20 protein-coding genes, 1 pseudogene and 1 riboswitch are annotated in these 18,022 nt (G+C 60.3%); of the genes and pseudogenes, 11 read left to right on the top strand and 10 right to left on the bottom strand.

The window, feature by feature from the left end; all coding sequences use genetic code 11:
- Window positions 1–79 precede the first annotated feature (79 nt).
- From QE453_RS13410 to QE453_RS13390, 5 genes are all read left to right on the top strand, one after another.
- On the top strand, window positions 80–2,179 hold the full coding sequence (locus QE453_RS13410) for a S9 family peptidase (RefSeq protein WP_309777262.1): 2,100 nt from the start codon (window positions 80–82) through the stop codon (window positions 2,177–2,179).
- Between the two features lie 482 nt (window positions 2,180–2,661).
- Window positions 2,662–3,672 (top strand): ABC transporter substrate-binding protein, encoded by a 1,011-nt coding sequence (locus QE453_RS13405; protein WP_004440603.1) that lies wholly within the window; start codon window positions 2,662–2,664, stop codon window positions 3,670–3,672.
- A 236-nt stretch (window positions 3,673–3,908) separates the two neighbouring features.
- Window positions 3,909–4,817 carry a proline/glycine betaine ABC transporter permease gene (locus QE453_RS13400; RefSeq protein ID WP_004440601.1) on the top strand — a complete coding sequence of 303 codons (909 nt, stop codon included), beginning with the start codon at window positions 3,909–3,911 and terminating at the stop codon, window positions 4,815–4,817.
- Entirely contained in the window at window positions 4,810–5,913 is a 1,104-nt protein-coding gene (locus QE453_RS13395) for a glycine betaine/L-proline ABC transporter ATP-binding protein (protein ID WP_004440598.1), read from the top strand. The genes QE453_RS13400 and QE453_RS13395 overlap by 8 nt, the downstream gene beginning before the upstream one ends.
- A gap of 376 nt (window positions 5,914–6,289) precedes the next feature.
- Window positions 6,290–6,577 (top strand): hypothetical protein, encoded by a 288-nt coding sequence (locus QE453_RS13390; RefSeq protein ID WP_309777259.1) that lies wholly within the window; start codon window positions 6,290–6,292, stop codon window positions 6,575–6,577.
- 10 nt (window positions 6,578–6,587) lie between these two features.
- On the opposite strand, the gene dmeF is transcribed toward QE453_RS13390, so the two are convergent.
- Entirely contained in the window at window positions 6,588–7,613 is a 1,026-nt protein-coding gene (dmeF, locus tag QE453_RS13385) for a CDF family Co(II)/Ni(II) efflux transporter DmeF (RefSeq protein ID WP_309777257.1), read from the bottom strand.
- A 20-nt stretch (window positions 7,614–7,633) separates the two neighbouring features.
- On the bottom strand, window positions 7,634–7,906 hold the full coding sequence (dmeR, locus tag QE453_RS13380; RefSeq protein WP_309777255.1) for a Ni(II)/Co(II)-sensing transcriptional repressor DmeR: 273 nt from the start codon (window positions 7,904–7,906) through the stop codon (window positions 7,634–7,636).
- 129 nt (window positions 7,907–8,035) lie between these two features.
- On the opposite strand from dmeR, the gene QE453_RS13375 reads away from it, so the two are divergent.
- From QE453_RS13375 to QE453_RS13355, 5 genes are all read left to right on the top strand, one after another.
- Window positions 8,036–8,383, top strand: a complete 348-nt coding sequence (locus tag QE453_RS13375; protein WP_004440589.1) for a hypothetical protein — start codon at window positions 8,036–8,038, stop codon at window positions 8,381–8,383.
- 60 nt (window positions 8,384–8,443) lie between these two features.
- On the top strand, window positions 8,444–8,857 hold the full coding sequence (locus QE453_RS13370) for a helix-turn-helix domain-containing protein (RefSeq protein ID WP_004440587.1): 414 nt from the start codon (window positions 8,444–8,446) through the stop codon (window positions 8,855–8,857).
- Between the two features lie 76 nt (window positions 8,858–8,933).
- On the top strand, window positions 8,934–9,881 hold the full coding sequence (gene pip / locus QE453_RS13365; protein ID WP_309777253.1) for a prolyl aminopeptidase: 948 nt from the start codon (window positions 8,934–8,936) through the stop codon (window positions 9,879–9,881).
- Window positions 9,882–10,074: 193 nt separating this feature from the next.
- Complete coding sequence (locus QE453_RS13360; RefSeq protein ID WP_003509304.1) at window positions 10,075–10,563, top strand: GNAT family N-acetyltransferase; 489 nt, start codon at window positions 10,075–10,077, stop codon at window positions 10,561–10,563.
- Window positions 10,564–10,584: 21 nt separating this feature from the next.
- Window positions 10,585–11,151 carry a type 1 glutamine amidotransferase family protein gene (locus tag QE453_RS13355; protein WP_004440580.1) on the top strand — a complete coding sequence of 189 codons (567 nt, stop codon included), beginning with the start codon at window positions 10,585–10,587 and terminating at the stop codon, window positions 11,149–11,151.
- Between the two features lie 170 nt (window positions 11,152–11,321).
- On the opposite strand, the gene QE453_RS13350 is transcribed toward QE453_RS13355, so the two are convergent.
- The 6 genes and pseudogenes from QE453_RS13350 to QE453_RS13325 form a co-directional block, all read right to left on the bottom strand.
- Window positions 11,322–11,636 (bottom strand): hypothetical protein, encoded by a 315-nt coding sequence (locus tag QE453_RS13350; RefSeq protein ID WP_004440577.1) that lies wholly within the window; start codon window positions 11,634–11,636, stop codon window positions 11,322–11,324.
- 3 nt (window positions 11,637–11,639) lie between these two features.
- On the bottom strand, window positions 11,640–12,353 hold the full coding sequence (locus QE453_RS13345; RefSeq protein WP_309777250.1) for a CbtA family protein: 714 nt from the start codon (window positions 12,351–12,353) through the stop codon (window positions 11,640–11,642).
- A gap of 10 nt (window positions 12,354–12,363) precedes the next feature.
- A complete protein-coding gene (locus QE453_RS13340; RefSeq protein ID WP_004440573.1) occupies window positions 12,364–12,546 on the bottom strand; it encodes a CbtB domain-containing protein in 183 nt (60 codons plus the stop codon).
- Window positions 12,547–12,704: 158 nt separating this feature from the next.
- Window positions 12,705–12,943: riboswitch (cobalamin riboswitch) on the bottom strand.
- A 185-nt stretch (window positions 12,944–13,128) separates the two neighbouring features.
- Entirely contained in the window at window positions 13,129–14,049 is a 921-nt protein-coding gene (locus QE453_RS13335; protein WP_037091658.1) for a c-type cytochrome, read from the bottom strand.
- An 88-nt stretch (window positions 14,050–14,137) separates the two neighbouring features.
- Window positions 14,138–14,573, bottom strand: a pseudogene (locus tag QE453_RS13330) (c-type cytochrome).
- 117 nt (window positions 14,574–14,690) lie between these two features.
- Entirely contained in the window at window positions 14,691–15,320 is a 630-nt protein-coding gene (locus QE453_RS13325) for a LysE family translocator (RefSeq protein WP_244405138.1), read from the bottom strand.
- A 132-nt stretch (window positions 15,321–15,452) separates the two neighbouring features.
- Between QE453_RS13325 and QE453_RS13320 the strand changes: the two genes are divergently transcribed.
- Window positions 15,453–16,163 carry a YafY family protein gene (locus tag QE453_RS13320; protein WP_309777248.1) on the top strand — a complete coding sequence of 237 codons (711 nt, stop codon included), beginning with the start codon at window positions 15,453–15,455 and terminating at the stop codon, window positions 16,161–16,163.
- On the opposite strand, the gene QE453_RS13315 is transcribed toward QE453_RS13320, so the two are convergent.
- Both QE453_RS13315 and QE453_RS13310 read right to left on the bottom strand, forming a co-directional pair.
- Window positions 16,152–16,997 carry a metallophosphoesterase gene (locus QE453_RS13315; RefSeq protein WP_309777246.1) on the bottom strand — a complete coding sequence of 282 codons (846 nt, stop codon included), beginning with the start codon at window positions 16,995–16,997 and terminating at the stop codon, window positions 16,152–16,154. The two genes, QE453_RS13320 and QE453_RS13315, sit on opposite strands and share 12 nt — an antisense overlap.
- 255 nt (window positions 16,998–17,252) lie before the next feature.
- Window positions 17,253–17,855 (bottom strand): superoxide dismutase, encoded by a 603-nt coding sequence (locus tag QE453_RS13310; RefSeq protein ID WP_006700042.1) that lies wholly within the window; start codon window positions 17,853–17,855, stop codon window positions 17,253–17,255.
- Between the last annotated feature and the right edge of the window lie 167 nt (window positions 17,856–18,022).

The following is an 18,022-nucleotide window of genomic DNA, read 5'->3' as shown; positions in this document are numbered from 1 at the left end:
ATTTGAAACTTGATCGGCCGCAAGCCCCGCTCTACATCTTGGTGCCGCTCAAGAATTTTTACAGGAAAGCGAGTTTCCATTGCCGATTTTCAAGAACCTGCCCGCCGCCCCGACCGCCGAAAAACGGCCCGTTCAGGATACGCATCACGGCATTACCCGCACCGACGATTATGCGTGGTTCCGGGCCGATAACTGGCAGGCCATGTTCAAGGACACCTCCATTCTCGACCCGGCCATCCGCGCCCATCTGGAGGCGGAAAACGCCTATATGGAAGCGGCTATGGGCAACACCAAGGCGCTTCAGGAGAAGCTTTTCGAGGAGATGAAGGGCCGCATCAAGCAGGATGATTCCTCCGTGCCGGTCAATGACGGGCCTTATGCCTATGGCACGCTTTTCGTGACCGGCGGCGAGCAGCCGCATTATTTCCGCACCCCGCGCGGCGGCGGTGAGAAACAGGTGCTTTTGAACGGCGACAAAGAAGCCGAGGGCAAGGATTATTTCCGTCTTGCCGGTCTCGACCAGTCTTCCGATCACACACACGGCATCTGGGGTTATGACGACAAGGGCTCGGAATATTTCACCCTGCGCATCCGTAACCTCGAAACCGGCGAGGACCTTGCCGATATCGTCGAAAACACCGGCGGCGGCGGCGCATGGGCGCCCGATGGCAAGAGCTTCTTCTATACGCTGCAGGACGAGAACCACCGCCCTTCCAAGGTCTTCCACCATATTATCGGTGAGCCGCAATCGGCCGACCGGCTGGTCTATGAGGAGAAGGATCCCGGTTTCTTCATGGGTGTCGGTGCGTCCGTTCTCGATGATTTCATCTTCATCGACATTCACGATCATGAGACCAGCGAATATCGCATTCTCTCCACGAAAGACCTGACCGCGGAACCGGCTATCGTGGCGGAACGCGAAGAGGGCATCGAATATTCGATGTGCGAAGGCGGCGATGTCTTCTTCATCCTCACCAATGACGGCGATGCCAAGGATTTCCGCATTGTGGAAGCCCCGGTCACGGCGCCCGGCAAGGAAAACTGGAAAGAGGTGGTGCCGCATGAGCCGGGCCGGCTGATCCTCTCCGTCGATGCCTATGCCCGCCATCTGATCTGGCTGGAGCGCCGTGACGGCCTGCCGCGCATCGTCATCCGCGACCGCCGCACCGGCGAGGAACATTCCATCGCCTTTGCCGAAGAGGCCTATTCGCTGGGCCTGCATGGCGCGGCGGAATATGACACCGACGTCATCCGTTTCTCCTATTCCTCGATGACGACGCCGAGCCAGCTGTTTGATTACGACATGGTGACGCGCGAACGCACGCTTCTGAAGACGCAGGAAGTGCCCTCGGGCCACAATCCTGATGATTACATCACCCGCCGCATCATGGCCCCTGCGCATGATGGTGAGCTGGTGCCGGTCTCTCTGCTTTACCGCAAGGACGTGGCGCTCGACGGTTCCGCCCCCTGCCTGCTTTATGGCTACGGCGCTTACGGCATCACCATTCCCGCTTCCTTCTCCACCACGACGCTGTCTCTGGCGGACCGTGGTTTCATCTATGCCATCGCCCATATTCGCGGCGGCAAGGACAAGGGTTTCGAGTGGTACGAAACCGGCAAGATGGAGCACAAGCAGAACACGTTCAGAGACTTCATTGCCGCTGCCGATCATCTGGTGCAGGAAGGTTTCACGTCTTACGAGCGCATCATCGCCGAGGGTGGTTCTGCCGGCGGCATGTTGATGGGCGCCGTCGCCAATATGGCGCCGGAGAAGTTTGCCGGCATCATCGCCGCCGTTCCCTTCGTGGACGTGCTGACAACGATGCTGGACGACACGCTGCCGCTGACGCCGCCGGAATGGCCGGAATGGGGCAATCCGCTGGAATCGGCAGAGGAATATGGCTGGATCGCCGCCTACAGCCCCTATGACAATGTCGGTGCGAAGCCTTACCCGCCGATTCTGGCGCTTTCCGGCCTCACCGATCCGCGTGTGACCTATTGGGAGCCGACCAAATGGGTGGCGAAGCTGCGCGAAAAGACCACGGGTGAAGCGCCGATCCTGCTCAAGACCAACATGGCGGCCGGCCATGGTGGCAAGTCGGGCCGCTTCCAGCGGCTGGAGGAAATAGCCTTCGAATACGCCTTCGCGCTGAAGGTAGCCGGCAAGGACGCCGTCTGATGCCCGATGCGGGCGGCGTAGGCTGCCGCCCGTATCGTTTCGCACAAAAATACCTCTCGAAAAAAGATTTCAGATTATTTTTTTCACAAATTGCGGCAAAAATTTCTTATTTAAACAAAACTTGAAATTATTGGGAATTTTTATTTCGATCTACTGTATAGTCGATATTTTCTACTGAATAATAAAATACACGCCATGTATTACCCGAACAGGAAAATCGCTCCATAGATCACCTGCATGGCTGCCCTGCGCATTGCCGCGTTGCAATATCACTTTTTGGCCGTATTATGCACGGCGTTGACATATTCATGCGCCTTTTCGCCGCAGTTTCCGCGGCAATCTCGCGGCTTGTTCTGCGGATATTCTCTCGCCGGATTTTCGGCATCTCCACGCGCCATGTCAGTTCGCCCTTGGCAATCCGGGCTTTGCAGTGCTCCCGCTTTGCCAAATGAAAACACTGCATCAGACTTGGAGGTCTCCTCATGAAGAAACTCCTGGCCTCGACCATTCTCGTAACGGGCTTTACCATCGCTGCCGGTGCAGCATCTTCCGCCAATGCCGCAGACAGCTGTGGCAGCATCACCATCGCCGAAATGAACTGGGCATCCGCCGGTGTCGCGGCCTACGTCGACAAGTTCATCATGGAAAACGGCTATGACTGCACGGTCAATGTCGTCAGCGGCGACACCACCCCCACTTTCACCTCCATGAATGAAAAGGGCCAGCCGGATATGGCGCCCGAAATGTGGGTGAACACACTTGGCACCCCCTACGAGGAAGCCGTCAAGAGCGGCAATCTCATTCAGGAAGTCAAAATCCTGAGCGAAGGCGGCGTTGAAGGCTGGTGGATTCCGAAATATCTCGCCGACGAACATCCAGACATCAAGACCGTCGAGGATGCGCTGAAGCATCCTGAACTGTTTCCCGCGCCTGAAGACGCCAGCAAGGGCGCCGTGTTCGGCTGCCCGCCGGGCTGGGGTTGCCAGCCAACCACCGCCAACCTGTTCAAGGCCCGCAAGGCTGATGAGAAGGGCTTTGCATTGATCGATACCGGCTCCGCGGCCGGTCTGGATGGCTCTATTTCCAATGCCTACGAAAAGAAGCAGGGCTGGCTCGGCTATTATTGGGCTCCGACGGCCATTCTCGGCAAATACGATATGGTGAAGCTGGACGATGGCGTTCCGCTTGACCGGGCGGCTTACGACAATTGCATCGCCAAGGCGGACTGCGCCGATCCCAAGCCGAATGCCTATCCGGTGGCGGAGGTCTTCACCGTCGTGACCAAGGATTTCGCCGAAAAGGCGGGCCCTTCCATCGACTACATCCGCAAGCGGCAGTGGGACAACGACACCGTCGCCAAGGTTCTGGCGTGGATGGATGAAAATCAGGGCACCAATGAAGATGGGGCCGAGTATTTCCTCGAGAACCATGAGGAACTCTGGACGAAGTGGGTTTCGCCCGAGGTGGCTGAGAAGATCAAGGCTTCGATGTGACGGGAGGCGGGGTTGGCGCAAGCCGCTTACCCCCCTCTGCCCTGCCGGGCATCTCCCCGGGGGAGATCGACCTGCGGCGGGGGTCTCGCCCATCGCTTACGTTGAGATTTTGGAAAGGGTGCGCCCTGCCGATCTCCCCCTTGAGGGGGAGATGTCCGGCAGGACAGAGGGGGGTGCCCGCACGCACCAACCTCCGCCGCACCATTCCCCAACAACCCAAAGGGAAAACAACAATAATGGCCCTCTGCACCTACCTGCCGGACCTGCTCTGCAAGTTCCCGGCAATCGACAACTCCACCATGCGCGTGGCTCGCAAAACCATCGATGACGGGTTTCGCGATATCGTGCGCAATTACGGCGATGCGATCGACGTCGTCGTTCACCCGCTGCAGCTTTTCCTCAATTCCTCGGAGCGTCTGTTCATCCAGACGCCGTGGATCATTACCATGCTGGTCATTCTCGCCATCGTGCATCTGGCCGGACGCAGCTTCAAGATCACAGGCGGCACCGCCATTTCCCTGCTGATGATCGGCGCGGTCGGCCTCTGGCGCGATGCCATGACGACGCTCTCCATCGTCGCCATCGCTACCCTGATCGCCATCGTCATCGGCCTGCCGCTCGGCATTCTGATGGGTCGTTCCGAACGCCTGCAACGTCTCATCAATCCCGTGCTCGACGTGATGCAGACCCTGCCAAGTTTCGTTTATCTCATCCCCGTGGTGGTGATTTTCGGCATCGGCAAGGTTCCGGGCCTGATAGCAGTGGTGATCTATGCCATTCCACCCGTCATTCGCCTGACCAGCCTCGGCATCCGCCTCGTTGATCGCGAAGTGCTGGAAGCGGCAGACGCCTTCGGCTCCTCCAACGGTCAGAAGCTGTTCAACGTGCAGCTGCCGCTGGCGCTGCCGACCATCATGACCGGCATCAACCAGACCATCATGATGGCGCTCGCCATGGTCGTCGTTGCCTCCATGGTCGGTGTCGGCGGGCTTGGCAAGAATGTGCTGCAGGCCATCAACAACCAGTTCTTCACGGTGGGCTTCCTGAACGGTTTCGCTCTGGTCGCCATCGCCATCATGTTCGACCGGGCGAGCCAGGCTTTCGGCAAACGCCTGCAGAAATACCGCGAGGTCTCCCATGGCTAAAAGCATCGAAATCAGGAATCTTTACAAGATCTTCGGCAAGCATCCCGAGAAGTACCTCGAAGCGGTGCGTAAGGGCATGGACAAGGTCGAGCTGAACGACCGGCACAACCACGTTCTCGGCCTCAACAACATCAACATCACCATGCCGGGCGGCAAGATCACCGTCGTCATGGGGCTGTCAGGCTCCGGCAAATCGACACTGATCCGCCACATCAACCGGCTGATCGACCCGACCGCCGGCGAAGTTCTTTATGACGGCGAGGATATCTGCGGCATGAGCGCCTCGGCGCTCAGGCAATTCCGCCGCCACAAGACGGCGATGGTGTTCCAGAAATTCGGCCTTCTGCCGCATCGCACGGTACTCGAAAACAGCGTCTACGGCCTCGATATCCAGGGCGTACCGCGCAAGCAAAGCGAGGAAAAGGGCCGTTACTGGCTGGAGCGTGTCGGCCTTGCCGGTTACGAGGATTATTATCCGAACCAGCTTTCCGGCGGCATGCAGCAGCGTGTGGGCCTTGCCCGGGCGCTTGCCAATGACGCCGATATTCTCCTGATGGACGAGGCCTATTCGGCGCTCGATCCGCTCATCCGTGTGGATATGCAGACCATGCTGCTCGATCTGCAACAGGAGCTGAAGAAGACCGTTGTGTTCATCACCCATGATCTCGACGAGGCTTTGCGGCTGGGCGACCATATCGCCATCCTGAAAGACGGCGAAGTGGTGCAACAGGGCGACGGCCAGAGCATCATCCTTTCGCCGGCCGATGGTTACGTCACCGACTTCGTGCGCGATGTCAATCGTGGCCGCGTGTTGCAGGCAAACACTGTCATGGAGCCGCTGGAGAGCAAGCCCGAGGGTATGCCGGTCCCCGAGACCGCAACGCTCGAAACCATCGCCCGCGACATGTCGGAAGCCAACGAGACGCAGGCCCATGTGGTGGACGAGGACGGCAAGCCGGTCGGCAGCATCGGGCTCGACACACTGGTGGCTGCGATGGTGACGCCCGCACCGCAGGAGGTTGAGGCGGAGGTGAAGGCGGAGGAGCCGGAAAAGCTCCAGGAAACGGTTATGTCGGTGGAGAAGGAAACGGCGTAATCCGGCACCGGACGGATTGGCCGCGTCCGCGAGATTTCCTCTTTCCGTCATACCGGCCTTGAGCCGGTATCCAGCCAGCCCAAGTCCTTGGGCTGAAAGGACTCTCTCGCCGCGCAGACGCGCGTCGGCTGGATTCCGGCTCAAGGCCGGAATGACGGGAGTGAGGTATTCACGGCGCCAGAAATTTAAACTGGACTGCAATGCCGCGAGGGGACAAAGCTGGCAATTGCCTCCTGCCCCGTCTTCACTATGCCAAAACGAAGCACTACTTCGCCGGCTGTCAACCCTCGACAGTCGCTGCAGCGCAGCAAGCGCAAGTTTCGGACAAGTCGCCGCCGTTAACCATTCGTTAACTTTTGAACGCGGAATCACCGACATGCAGATCGAAAGCAATATTGGCGGATATAACTATCAGGGTCGCATCCGCGACATCGAAAAAGCTGGCAGCGCCCAAAGCGCGCCGGAGGAGCAGGCGGTAAATCGCGGCCCCGGCAACCCCACCGTTTCCAGCACCATTCTTTCCCAGTCGCTGGCCAATGTTCTATGGGCCGTCGGCAACGGCAGCGCGCCGGCCTATCAGGATGCGGCCACCGCCTCCCCCGAGGACAAGGCGGAAGCGCAGGCTGAATGGGTACGCAGCGCCTATTCGGAATATACCGAATAGGCGATTCCAATCAGCCTCTTGCCGGGCTGACTTCCACCGTCACATGCGAGAGTTCATGTATGGCGGCAAGTTTCTGCTTATAAAATGCCGGTGCTTTGGGCGCCTGCGAAAGGATCGCCACGATGGCGGCGTGATGCCCCGGCCCCACCTGCCATACATGCAGATCCGTAATGCGATCCTCTTCCGTCTCCACGCTTTCACGGATTTCCTGCGGCAGATCCTCAGCCGGCGGCAGCGCGTCAAGCAGGGTTGTCGCCGTGGAGCGGATCAGGCCCCATGACCAGCGGGCAATCACCAGACCGCCAACGATACCCATCAACGGATCAAGGAACGACCAGCCGTTCCACTTGCCGAGCAGCAGCGCGACGATTGCCAGAACCGAGGTCAGCGCATCCGCCAGCACATGCAGATAGGCAGCGCGCAGATTATTGTCCCGGCCGCCCTTTGCGCCGTGCCCGGCATGGTGCCCGGCATGGGACCCGTGATCATGGTGGGCGCGGCTGCCGTGCCCATGGTGGGCATGTGAGCCGTGGGCATGACCGTGGCCGTGGCCGTGGCCATGATCGTGGTGATGGTCATCCTTCAAAAGCACGGCGCTGAGAAGATTGACGGCAAGGCCGATGATGGCGACGAGGATGGCCTGGTTGAAATCGATCTCGACGGGACTGACGAGGCGCATCCCGCTTTCCACGGCAATCAGCAACGCCACCACCGCCAGCACGATGGCGCTGGCAAAACCCGCGAGATCGCCGAACTTGCCGGTGCCGAAGGTGAAGCGTGGGTTGCGGGCCTCGCGGCGGGCATAGAGATAAGCGAGTGCCGAAATCAGCATCGCGCCCGCATGGGTGGACATGTGCCAGCCATCCGCCGTTAGCGCCATGGAGCCGTACCAGTGACCGGCGACGATTTCCGCCACCATCATCGCCGCGGTCAGCGCGATGACCATCCAGACGCGCCTTTCATTACGCTCGTGGTTCTGGCCAAGGAAAACATGGTCGTGACCGGCTGCTGCGCGGTATTCGGATGTCGTCGTCATGTCGCTTAATCCTGTCGGTTTTACCGGATGTAGGTCTTCAGCACCTGGGCCAGCTCTTCCGCCGCCCGCGCCCGTTCGTCTTCATTTTCGGCATGCACCACGTGCTCGTGCAGATGCTCCTGCATTACCTCCCCCGTCAGGCCCGAAAGCGCGCCGCGTACCGAAGCGAGCAGCTGCAGCACCTCGCCGCAGTGCTTGGCATCATCGAGCGCACGTTCGACCGCTTCCATCTGCCCTTTCAGGCGGCGGATGCGGGCGAGAAGCTTTTCCTTGTTGCGGATGGTATGGGACATGGCCGACCTCATATACTATAGGGGGGTATAGTATATTTCCCATGTTTTTTGCGCAAGTCGTGTGAGACGCAATCCTCGCGAATGTTTCAGGCATTAAAAAACACCCATCAGAACTTAGGGGACTCAGTCATGACGACTATTGCAGCAACCAGCAGCATCAATTTCACCTCTCCTGCCCGGAGCATCGAGCCGGCGCGGAGCAGGGAGACACAGTCCACCACCGAGGCTTTGCAGGAGCTGACGCGGGCGGCCCATCGCGCCATTTCGGTGGCCGGCAATGTCGCCACGTCCGTGGCTCCGCTCGCCAGCGCTTCCGCGAGCCTTGCTGCGGCCCTCTGGAACATGGATAGCGGCGCCTCCGCCGCAACCGGCGTCAACGCTGATGTGGCCGCCTCCACACAGCCCGATATGGCAAGCCTCGAATCGCAGGTTCTGAAGGCGCTTGCCCAGGCACTCGGCGTGGAGGACGCCGCCTGACCCCATTGAACGACGGGCCGAAAAGCCATATCTCTAGAGACTGGAGATATGGAGAAAGCCATGCTGTCCATCGGTGAACTGTCCAAACGCACCGGCGTCAAGGTGCCGACGATCCGCTATTACGAGCAGATGGGCCTCATCCGCGAGGCGGATCGTTCGGAGGGCAACCAACGCCGCTACGAAAAATCCGATCTCGAACGGCTGGCCTTCATCCGCCACGCGCGCGATCTCGGCCTGAACATAGACGCCATTCGCGAGTTGATCGCGCTCAGCCAGCACCGGGAAATGCCGTGCGAGGGTGCAGACCGCATCGCCGCCGAACATCTTGCCGATGTGCGGGAAAAAATCGCCAGCCTGAAGAAGCTGGAACACGAACTGGAGCGGATCGTCTCCCATTGCCACGGCCATTCCATCGAGGATTGTTATGTCATCCGCGCGCTTTCCGATCATGGCATGTGCGAGGGGGAGCATTGAGCCGAGAAGAGGCTGACATTCGAATGTCACGTGCACCCGGTAATCGCCTCTTGCCCGCCTGAAAAAAGGACGTCAGATGGCCGAGCTCTTTCCTGAAATCACGCCATCAGACACGATTTTCCTTGATGTTTCCGAGGGCCATCGGCTGCACGTGACGATTGCCGGCAATCCGGCGGGGCGACCTGCAATCCTGCTGCATGGAGGGCCTGGTTCAGGATTGTCATCGACAGCGCGACGCTATTTCGATCCTGCCATTTTCCGCATCGTCCAGTTCGACCAGCGCGGCTGCGGTCAAAGCACGCCAAACGCCGCTGATAGTCTTGAGCATAACACCACGCATCATCTGATCGATGACATGGAGGCCATTCGCTGTGCCCTCGCGGTGGAAGACTGGCTGATCTACGGCAGTTCATGGGGTTCCACGCTGGCCCTAGCTTACGCACAGCGCCATGCAGACCATGTTCGCGGCATGGTTCTGGCCGGCGTCACCACCACCCGGCAGAGGGAAATCGACTGGCTGTACAAGGGGCTGGCAATGTTTCTGCCGCAGCAGTGGCAGCGTTTCATCGCCGCGATCCCCGATGACATGTCCAGGCAAGATCCGGTCGGCGCTTATCGCCGGCTTCTGAATGATCCCGATCCCGCCGTGCGCGCAAAGGCCGCCTTAGAGTGGCACCTGTGGGAGGCGGGCTCGATCAGCGCGGAGGGCATTTCGGCCTTTCCGGAGAAATGGCGCGACAGCGCGTATATTCTCGCCCGCGCCCGCCTCTGCGCCCATTATTTCCACCATGCGGCCTGGCTGGATGATGGCGCGCTCCTGCGCAACGCCGGAGACCTCGCCGGTATTCCCGGGATACTCGTTCAGGGCATGCGCGACTTGCAGGGGCCGCCCGTCACCGCTTTCGAACTTGCCGAGGCGTGGCCGGGAAGCGAGCTTGTTACCATCGATGGCGCTGGCCATTCGACGGGCGATGCGGGCGTGGAAGACGCAATCCTGTCGGCAATTGCGCGATTTGCGAATTGACCCGCTTGACAGACGGCGGATTCGGGCGCATTTCATTTTCCATGATCAACGAACGCGCACCCATCTCCTGCTCGTATTTTTGGGCCTTCCTCTAAGGGCGGCTCGACAGATCATATTGTCAACAAGCCGCCGTCAGGCGGCTTTGTTGTTTTCAAACGTCCTGACGGCACCGATAAGACCAAAGGACCGAAAAATGACCGAAGATAGCTCCCTGACACTGGAAAGACCGCCCGTCGTCATCATCCGTGGCGCGCGCAAGACGGATCTGCCCGAACTCAACGAGATGATCACGCTGTTGGCCTCCTACCACGGCGATGCGGCGGCGATCACGCCGGCGAAACTGGAGCGCGACCTGTTCGGCCCGCTGCCCTGGGTGCACGGTCTCGTGGCCGAGGCCGATGGCGCGTTGATCGGTTACGCCCTGCTTCTGCCGCTCTACAGGGCGCAGGAGGGCCGCCGCGGGCTCGAACTGCATCATCTCTTCGTGCGCGACGGCCATCGTGGCCATGGCACCGGCCAGCATCTGGTTTCCCGGGCCCGCGATATCGCCAAGCGTCTCGGCTGCGACTATCTTTCCGTCAGCGCCACAACCGGCAATGTGGCGGCGCATCGTTTCTACGAAAACATGGATTTCGCGCCCCGCCCGGTGACCGGCATGCGCTATATGCAGTCCATCGCCTGATTAAAAAACACGGAGACGACCATGACACGGATCGCCATTGCGCTCGCCCAGGATTTTGCTGACTGGGAGCCGGCGCTGCTTGCCGCCGCGGCGCGCAGCTATCTCGGTGTCGAGATCGTCTATGCCACGCCGGACGGACGGCCGGTAACCTCCATGGGCGGGCTGAAGGTGACGCCGGATACATCCTATGACGCGCTCGATGCCGTTGACATCGATGCGCTCGTCATTCCCGGAGGCCTGAGCTGGGAAAAGGGAACAGCTGCCGATCTCGGCGAACTGGTGCGCCGCTTTCGCGAGAAGAACCGACTGGTGGCCGGCATCTGCGCGGCGGCAAGTGCGCTGGCAGGCACGGGCGTTCTGAACGCCGTTGCCCATACCGGCAATTCGCTGGCTTCGCACAGGGCCTATTCGGCCTATGGCGGCGAGACGCTTTACCGCGACCAGCCGAAAGCGGTCAACGATGGCGGCATCATTACCGCGGCCGGCAGCGCGCCAGTCAGCTTCGCGGTGGAAATTCTGAAAAGCCTCGGCCTCTTTGGTCCGGAAGCCGAGGCCGAACTTCAGGTTTTTGCGGCGGAGCATCGCTGAGGCATAGCCGCCTCGGTTGTTCGCGCTCCCCTACTCCCCGTCATTCCGGCCTTGAGCCGGAATCCAGCCGACGCGCATCTGCGCGGCGAGATGACTTCTTTCAGCCCAAGGACTTGGGCTGCCTGGATTTCGGCTCAGGGCCGGGATGACGGAGGTGAGAACAGCGATGATTATCGCTGATCCAGCACCCGGCACACACGTGCTGCGTGATCGCCGCCCTCCCCGGCAATCGCCCGGCGAATATCGCGGCTGTTCAGATGCAGGCTGCGGCCGGCGGGTAAATTTGCACGTTTGATCTTGGCGAGTGCCGCCGCCACAAAGGCGGCCTGATGGTGTTGGAAAAAGGCAAGAGCCGCCTCATCCGCCGGGCTCGGGCCCAGTACCGCCTTGAAGGCGAGACGATGCACGGCGCAGCAAGCGCCGTGACCGGGAACTGCAAAACGCAGCGCATCGAGTTCCTCACTCCAATCCGCTGCGTCCTCCATGACTTAGGCCGACTGGAAGCGCTTGAGGAAAAACGTGCTCAATGTTCCGAGCAAAGCCCAGAAGACGAAGCTCGTAACCGTAGCGGCGACGATGAACTGACGCTCCAGCGGCAGCGGTGCCAGTGCATGTTCGCCTTCCGGCGGCAGGGGCGCACCCACCACATGCGGCGCGACGATCAGCACCAGCGCCAGGACGATCGACCAGGGTTCGCGACGGAAGGCGATCAGCGCGATGCCGCCGGCTGTTGCGGCAACGGTTGCGAGCCACCAGATCTGCCGTGCCTCAAGTGCTGCGGCGGGGCTGCCCGGCAGTTCCGGCGGCAGGCCGATCATCGGGGCGAGCATGACGGCGGCAAATCCGGCAACGCCCCACAAAAGCCCCTCACGCCAGCCGCCATTGGTGCCGCGCAGCGAAATCAGTCCGGTCAGCACCAGCGCATAACCGATCGCGGTCAGGACATTGGCGGCAACCGTATAGGCAGTGCGTTCGAAACCATCGGCCGGAGCCCAGGCCTCTTCATTGTGCTCGTGGGCGGGAGCCACAGCACCGGGCGCCGTGGCCTCGTGGCTGTGGGCAGCTTCACCGCCCGCGCCCTCATAGGTCTCTGCCTGAAGGATGAGCGGCGTGGTGCCGAAGGCCTGCATGGCTGAAACGGCTAAGCCGCCGAGGATGCCGACGAGAACGGCGGTAAAGACGATATTGCGAAAAGACGACATGACATTCCCCTCAATGGCAGGGGAAGGCATTGGCATGACGGGTGTCATGGGCGGCATTGTGAACGGCTTCCACATGCGAGAAACCGACAAAACCGACAACGAACAGGCCAAGCACGATCGCCGTCAGCGATTGCGCGAAGCTGCCCGTTTTTGCTGAAACGGCTGAATTGGCCGTATTCTGGTGGATGGACATGGTGACCCCTCTCCGGCGCGACCCCGCGCCTCTGGACGCGGTCGAACGGCAAAGCCATGCGACCGCCTGCGATACACTTCACCACGGGGATACGAGACTGACACAGGGGGCATCGATCTTGCCACCCTGACATTCCGCTCTTCCGGACACCCCGCCGGCATGGACATTTTCGTGATGGCAGGTCTCCTGGCTTACGGGTCAAAACCTGAAACACCTTCCCGGCATCACCTCGCCTCAACCGGAAACGCCGGTTCGGTCGAAGGGTCTGCCAGTGGCATTTCGTTTCAGGCTCTCCGCTCACAGTTGCGGGGGCAGCCACGAATGAGGATTTCTCCCTATCGTGTTCCCTTTTCACCTTCCGGAACGCCCGGAAGGAACCATCACAGGGTTGTTATCCGCCGCGTGGGGACGGGAGTCAATGGTGGGCCTGATTTTGAACTGCAAGCCGTCGCCTCCACCTCCGTCACCCCGGACTAGATCCGGGGTCCAGCGCGATCAAGTCCTTGATCGCAAGAGACTCTTCTCACGGCGCAGACGCGCCGCGGCTGGATGCCGGATCTAGTCCGGCATGACGGCTGAGGGTTACCGCGCCGGGATCGCCTTCAGATAGGCGGCGATCGCGTCGCGGTCCTCGGCTGTCAGATGCGCCATGTTCTGCTGCACCTTCACCATGGAACCGCCGACACTGTCGAATTCCGGGGTGAAGCCGGTTTCGAGATAGCTCGAAATATCGGCCTCGGCCCAGCTTCCGATGCTTTGCGAGCCGGGGGTAATGTCCGGAATGCGGCCTTCGCCTTCCGGATTGGGGCCGCCGGCCAGCCACTTGCCCTTCAGGAAGCCACCGAGCGCATTGCGCGGCGTGTGGCATTCGCCGCAATGGCCCGGACCTTCCACCAGATATTGGCCACGCAGAAGTTCGGCATTGGCATTGGCCAGCTCGACGCGCGGCGGTGCCGAAGGGTCGAAATACAGGAACTTCCAGCCGCCGAGCGCCATGCGCATGTTGAAGGGGAACGGCAGATCGTGGTCGGGCGCATCGTTCTGGCTCGCCGGCAGGGCCTTCAGATAACCGAAGAGGTCATTGATGTCCTTCTGCGTCATCCGGGCATAAGAGGCATAGGGGAAGGAGGGATAGAGATGTTCGCCGTTCTTTCCCACACCACGCGTCATGGCATCGCCAAATTCCGCCAGCGTCCAGCCGCCGATGCCGTGCTGCGGATCAGACGAAATATTTGGAACATGAAAGGTGCCGAAGGGGCTTTTCAGTGCCTGCCCGCCTGAAAGCGTCAACAGCGCTTCACCATTAGCATCCGGCGCGGCATGACAGCTTGCGCAGCCGCCCGCCCAGAACAGCGTCTCGCCATTGGCGAGATCCGGCTCACCGAGGCTCACCCAATGGCTGGGCGCCTGGCGCTGCGGCGCGGTCACCCATGCGAAAATCCCGTAGCCCGCAACGGCCGCGACCACGATCCCGCCCACAAGCTTCGTCCAAATGGAAGACATGCCCCTCTCCCCATTCTCCCCTGACATTGTCAGGTGTCATTCGTGACGGAAAAACGCCGCCCGGGAGCGGCGTTTCAAACTCGTTCGATTATTTCTTCAGGCGATAGGTCTGGTGGCAGGTGCCGCAATCGGCGCCCAACGTCTGCATGGCGGTGGTTACACCCGCCTGATCGGTGGGGAGATTGGCGAGAATCTTGTCCGCATCTGCGCCGAGCTTGGCGGACTTGGCCTTGAAGTCATCGAAGTTTTCCCAGATCGCGGGCGCTGCCGCGCTGCCGGTCTCGGTGCCGGCGGGGAACTGGTCGGGGAAAGCCTTGGCATTGGTGCTGATGGTCGTCACGGCGGCCTTGACGGCTTCGGCGTCGAAAGGCTTCTGGCCCTTGGAGATGGCGGCGAGCGCTCCCATGGAGCCACACGATCTGCTTCATCATGCCTTCACGTTTTTCGACTTCGCCGGCAGCATAGACCGCTCCGGCGCAAAGACAGCCGAACAGCGTGGCCGCTGCGATTGTTTTCAGTTTCATACACTCTCTCCTTGATTCCGGCGGGCGCCGGACGCTTGATGGAACGCCGCGAGGATGCCCTTTCCACATGGCGAAAAGAAGTCACATTGCGGTGAATTCCATCGTGAAAACAGAAGCCTAAGACAAGGCTTCCCACAATGTGAGAAGTGCTGCGGCGATCAGCATGAAACCGGCGATGCGGCCGACGACGATCGTAGCCGCGGGAGAGGAAACGAGCCATGCGCGGCTTCTATCCGCCGTCAGCGCCAGCGCGCCATAAACGGTGAACTGCGTTACCGCCACCATCGCACCCATCACCAGCCCCTGCATCCAGATCGGTCCATAGGCGGGTTTGAGAAACTGTGGGTAGACGGCCATCATGAACAGGTAGGCCTTCGGGTTTGACAGGCAGGTCAACACCGCCCGCCAGAATGCCTTTTTAACCGAAGCGCTTGCCTCAGCCTCATCGCCGTTCACGACAATCGCACTGCGCACCAGGCCGATTCCGATCCAGACCATGTAAGCCGCGCCGACGACAAGCAGCGGCAGGAACAGCGACGGCATCCATGCGGCAAGCATGCCGACACCCAGCGCGCCATACAGCGAATGCACGATGCCGCCGGCGCTCATGCCGACGGCGGCGGAAAGGCCGGTTCTCCTGCCACCTGTCAGCGCGCTTGCCAGCACAAAGAGCATGTCCATGCCCGGCAGGATTATGATGCCGAACAGGACAGCAAAGAAAAGCCAGAGATTTTCGGCATAAGTCATGTCAGTATCTTTCATACCGGATAGAGGTGCATTCGAGAAACCCATGTTTCTCAATGTATTTTTCCGTTTATAGGGAACGCCAACTGACAGCGTTGTGTCAGTTGCGTGGGAAAATCCATCGGGAAGACGGCAATGCGCAAGGCCTCAAGACTGTTCGAGATCATCCAGATTTTGCGGCTGGCGCGCCGCCCGGTGACCGCGCAGACGATTGCCGACATGCTGGAGATAACAGTGCGCTCGGTCTATCGCGATATGGCAGCGCTTCAGACCATGCGTGTGCCCATCGCAGGGGAACGCGGCGTGGGGTATATTCTCCGGCCCGGTTTCAACCTGCCGCCACTGATGTTTTCCATCGAGGAAACCGAGGCAATCGTGCTGGCGCTCGCCATGGTCGACCGCACCGGCGATATGGAATTGCGCCGGGCCGCGAAGAAGGCGAGCGACAAGATTGCCGCGTCGCTGCCCGAACCGCTGTCAAAGACCCTTTCCGCCAATGCCCTCCACGCCTGGGGCAGCATCGCGCCGGCACCGGCAGGACTTGATCTCTCGACGATCAGGCGTGCGGTGCGCGACGAGGAGACGCTGGAAATCATCTATCGCGATGAAGCCGGCGCGGAAACGCGGCGGCGGGTTCGGCCAATCGCGGTGATCTATTATTCCGAAACCGTGAATATTGTCGCCTGGTGCGAGCTGCGGCAGGCGATCCGCAATTTCCGCTCGGACCGGGTGCGTAGCTGCCAGGCGACCGGCAGCTTCTTCAAGCTCGAAGGCGAGAAGCTGCGGCAATTGTGGATGGCCGGCTGGCAGAGCAACCAGGCGGCCATCCCTTACTCACAGCCATAAGAGGCGATCCTCCTCCCGCCCGAAACCGCGAATGGCGATTCGGTCGGCAAAGACATCGGCGATGGCGAAGGTGTTCTGGTCGGGCGTGTCGACCATGCCCTTGAAATTCACGAAATATGTATTGCCCGATACGCCGTAATTGCCCTCATGGTTATGGCCGTTGAACCATGCGATGGCGCAAGTATGGGCGTTGAGAAGATCAAGGATGCGCGGCGCGTCCCACATGTTATGAGCGTTTTCCGGATAGACAGGGTAGTGGCACAGCACGATGACTCTTTCGCCCGCCGCATCCGCCTTTTGCAGAACCGCCCGCAGCCAGTCGAACTGCTCGTCGCCAAGCGAGGCGTTCCAGTCCTGCGCGTTGATTGCGCCTACTTCCGAGAGGCGCTTCAGCCGCTCGGCAGCAAGGGTGCGACGCGGATCCCCAACCGGTGGGGCGAAAAGGCTGACGTCGTTGCCATCAAGCACGGCGAAGCGAATGCCGCCGACGGTAAAATCACGCCAGGCGGCGGCCATGCCGAGGCGGGCGTGGACGCCAGGCAAATGCTCGGCGGCGACGGCGAAATCGTGATTGCCCGGCAGCAGGAGCGAGCGGTGGCGAAGCCGGTCGTAAACGGCAAGAATCGCATCGAAATTTTCAAAACCGCGATCGATGATGTCGCCCAGCGTCACGACGAAGGCCAGATCTTCGCGATTGAAGGCATCCACCGCCTCCGCGAGCTTTTTGGGACTTTCGCGATAATGACGGCCCATCTCGGGACGCGGATCGATATCGGCATATTGGGGATCGGCGACTATGCCGAAGGAGAAGAGAGGAGTTGTTTTTTCAGTCATGATGCGCCGCGATAAACCCGGCGGATGACAGGCTTGTGACAGGAGCAGAATATGCTCCAAAGCAAAACACCCGGCCTGAGAGCCGGGTGTTCAATAGGTGGTTCCGCAAGCTTTCCGTCGCCATGCTCGGGCCTGTCCCGGCGCATCTGCTGACATCCCGTTTCAGGGAACATCCGCGGATCCTCGGCACAAGGCCGAGGATGACGTCGCGCAAGAGGTGGCTGCCTCGATCAGCAACCACGCTTGTCGCAAGCCTTACTTGGCAGCAGCTTCGTAACGCTCCAGGACGTAGTCCCAGTTGATGAGGTTATCGACGAAGGCTTCGAGGTACTTCGGACGCAGGTTGCGGTAGTCGATGTAGTAGGAGTGTTCCCATACGTCGACGCCGAGGATCGGTTCTGCACCGTGAACCAGCGGGTTTTCGCCGTTCGGGGTCTTGGAGATTTCGAGCTTGCCGTTCTTGACGGACAGCCACGCCCAGCCGGAGCCGAACTGCGTGGTGCCGGCTGCGATGAAATCGGCCTTGAACTTGTCGTAACCGCCGAGATCGGAGGCAATTGCTTGCTCGAGCTTGCCCGGCAGCTTGTTGCCGCCGCCGCCCTTCTTCATCCACTTCCAGAAATGAACGTGGTTGTAGTGCTGGGCCGCATTGTTGAAGAGACCGGCATTGGTGCCAAAGGACTTCTTCACGACTTCTTCGAGCGACAGGTCGGAAAGACCGGCTTCAGCTGCAAGCTTGTTGCCGTTGTCGACATACGCCTTGTGGTGCTTGTCGTGATGGAACTCGAGCGTCTCGCGCGACATGTAAGGTGCAAGCGCGTCGTAGTCGTAGGGGAGTTCGGGAAGTTCGAAGGCCATGGTTTTTACTCCTTTTTGCAGCGCGTTACCGCTCCTAGAAACCGTGTGAGCGGACCATAGGAGCGAAGCTCTGTTTGGGCAACCTGTGAATTATCAAAATGTTCCGCCAAAAGAGAAAATTCCTCTCGCGCCGGCCGCCACCATATTTGTTTCACATCGCTGGCGTA

It is taken from the genome of Agrobacterium sp. SORGH_AS_0440 (assembly GCF_031453135.1).
GTDB lineage: Bacteria > Pseudomonadota > Alphaproteobacteria > Rhizobiales > Rhizobiaceae > Agrobacterium > Agrobacterium pusense.
The sequence above is the reverse complement of the archived record's forward strand: the minus strand, read 5'-3'. Positions and strand labels throughout refer to the sequence as shown.

What these genes read in the sequence shown, in the direction of transcription:
- dmeF (WP_309777257.1), bottom strand. Translation starts at nt 7,613, where the DNA reads ATGACGACGACATCCGAATACCGCGCAGCAGCCGGTCACGACCATGTT.
- QE453_RS13345 (WP_309777250.1), bottom strand. Translation starts at nt 12,353, where the DNA reads ATGTCGTCTTTTCGCAATATCGTCTTTACCGCCGTTCTCGTCGGCATC.
- QE453_RS13405 (WP_004440603.1), top strand. Translation starts at nt 2,662, where the DNA reads ATGAAGAAACTCCTGGCCTCGACCATTCTCGTAACGGGCTTTACCATC.
- QE453_RS13355 (WP_004440580.1), top strand. Translation starts at nt 10,585, where the DNA reads ATGACACGGATCGCCATTGCGCTCGCCCAGGATTTTGCTGACTGGGAG.
- QE453_RS13315 (WP_309777246.1), bottom strand. Translation starts at nt 16,997, where the DNA reads ATGACTGAAAAAACAACTCCTCTCTTCTCCTTCGGCATAGTCGCCGAT.
- dmeR (WP_309777255.1), bottom strand. Translation starts at nt 7,906, where the DNA reads ATGTCCCATACCATCCGCAACAAGGAAAAGCTTCTCGCCCGCATCCGC.
- QE453_RS13340 (WP_004440573.1), bottom strand. Translation starts at nt 12,546, where the DNA reads ATGTCCATCCACCAGAATACGGCCAATTCAGCCGTTTCAGCAAAAACG.
- QE453_RS13370 (WP_004440587.1), top strand. Translation starts at nt 8,444, where the DNA reads ATGCTGTCCATCGGTGAACTGTCCAAACGCACCGGCGTCAAGGTGCCG.
- QE453_RS13350 (WP_004440577.1), bottom strand. Translation starts at nt 11,636, where the DNA reads ATGGAGGACGCAGCGGATTGGAGTGAGGAACTCGATGCGCTGCGTTTT.
- QE453_RS13335 (WP_037091658.1), bottom strand. Translation starts at nt 14,049, where the DNA reads ATGTCTTCCATTTGGACGAAGCTTGTGGGCGGGATCGTGGTCGCGGCC.
- QE453_RS13360 (WP_003509304.1), top strand. Translation starts at nt 10,075, where the DNA reads ATGACCGAAGATAGCTCCCTGACACTGGAAAGACCGCCCGTCGTCATC.
- QE453_RS13390 (WP_309777259.1), top strand. Translation starts at nt 6,290, where the DNA reads ATGCAGATCGAAAGCAATATTGGCGGATATAACTATCAGGGTCGCATC.
- QE453_RS13320 (WP_309777248.1), top strand. Translation starts at nt 15,453, where the DNA reads ATGCGCAAGGCCTCAAGACTGTTCGAGATCATCCAGATTTTGCGGCTG.
- pip (WP_309777253.1), top strand. Translation starts at nt 8,934, where the DNA reads ATGGCCGAGCTCTTTCCTGAAATCACGCCATCAGACACGATTTTCCTT.
- QE453_RS13310 (WP_006700042.1), bottom strand. Translation starts at nt 17,855, where the DNA reads ATGGCCTTCGAACTTCCCGAACTCCCCTACGACTACGACGCGCTTGCA.
- QE453_RS13395 (WP_004440598.1), top strand. Translation starts at nt 4,810, where the DNA reads ATGGCTAAAAGCATCGAAATCAGGAATCTTTACAAGATCTTCGGCAAG.
- QE453_RS13375 (WP_004440589.1), top strand. Translation starts at nt 8,036, where the DNA reads ATGACGACTATTGCAGCAACCAGCAGCATCAATTTCACCTCTCCTGCC.
- QE453_RS13325 (WP_244405138.1), bottom strand. Translation starts at nt 15,320, where the DNA reads ATGACTTATGCCGAAAATCTCTGGCTTTTCTTTGCTGTCCTGTTCGGC.
- QE453_RS13400 (WP_004440601.1), top strand. Translation starts at nt 3,909, where the DNA reads ATGGCCCTCTGCACCTACCTGCCGGACCTGCTCTGCAAGTTCCCGGCA.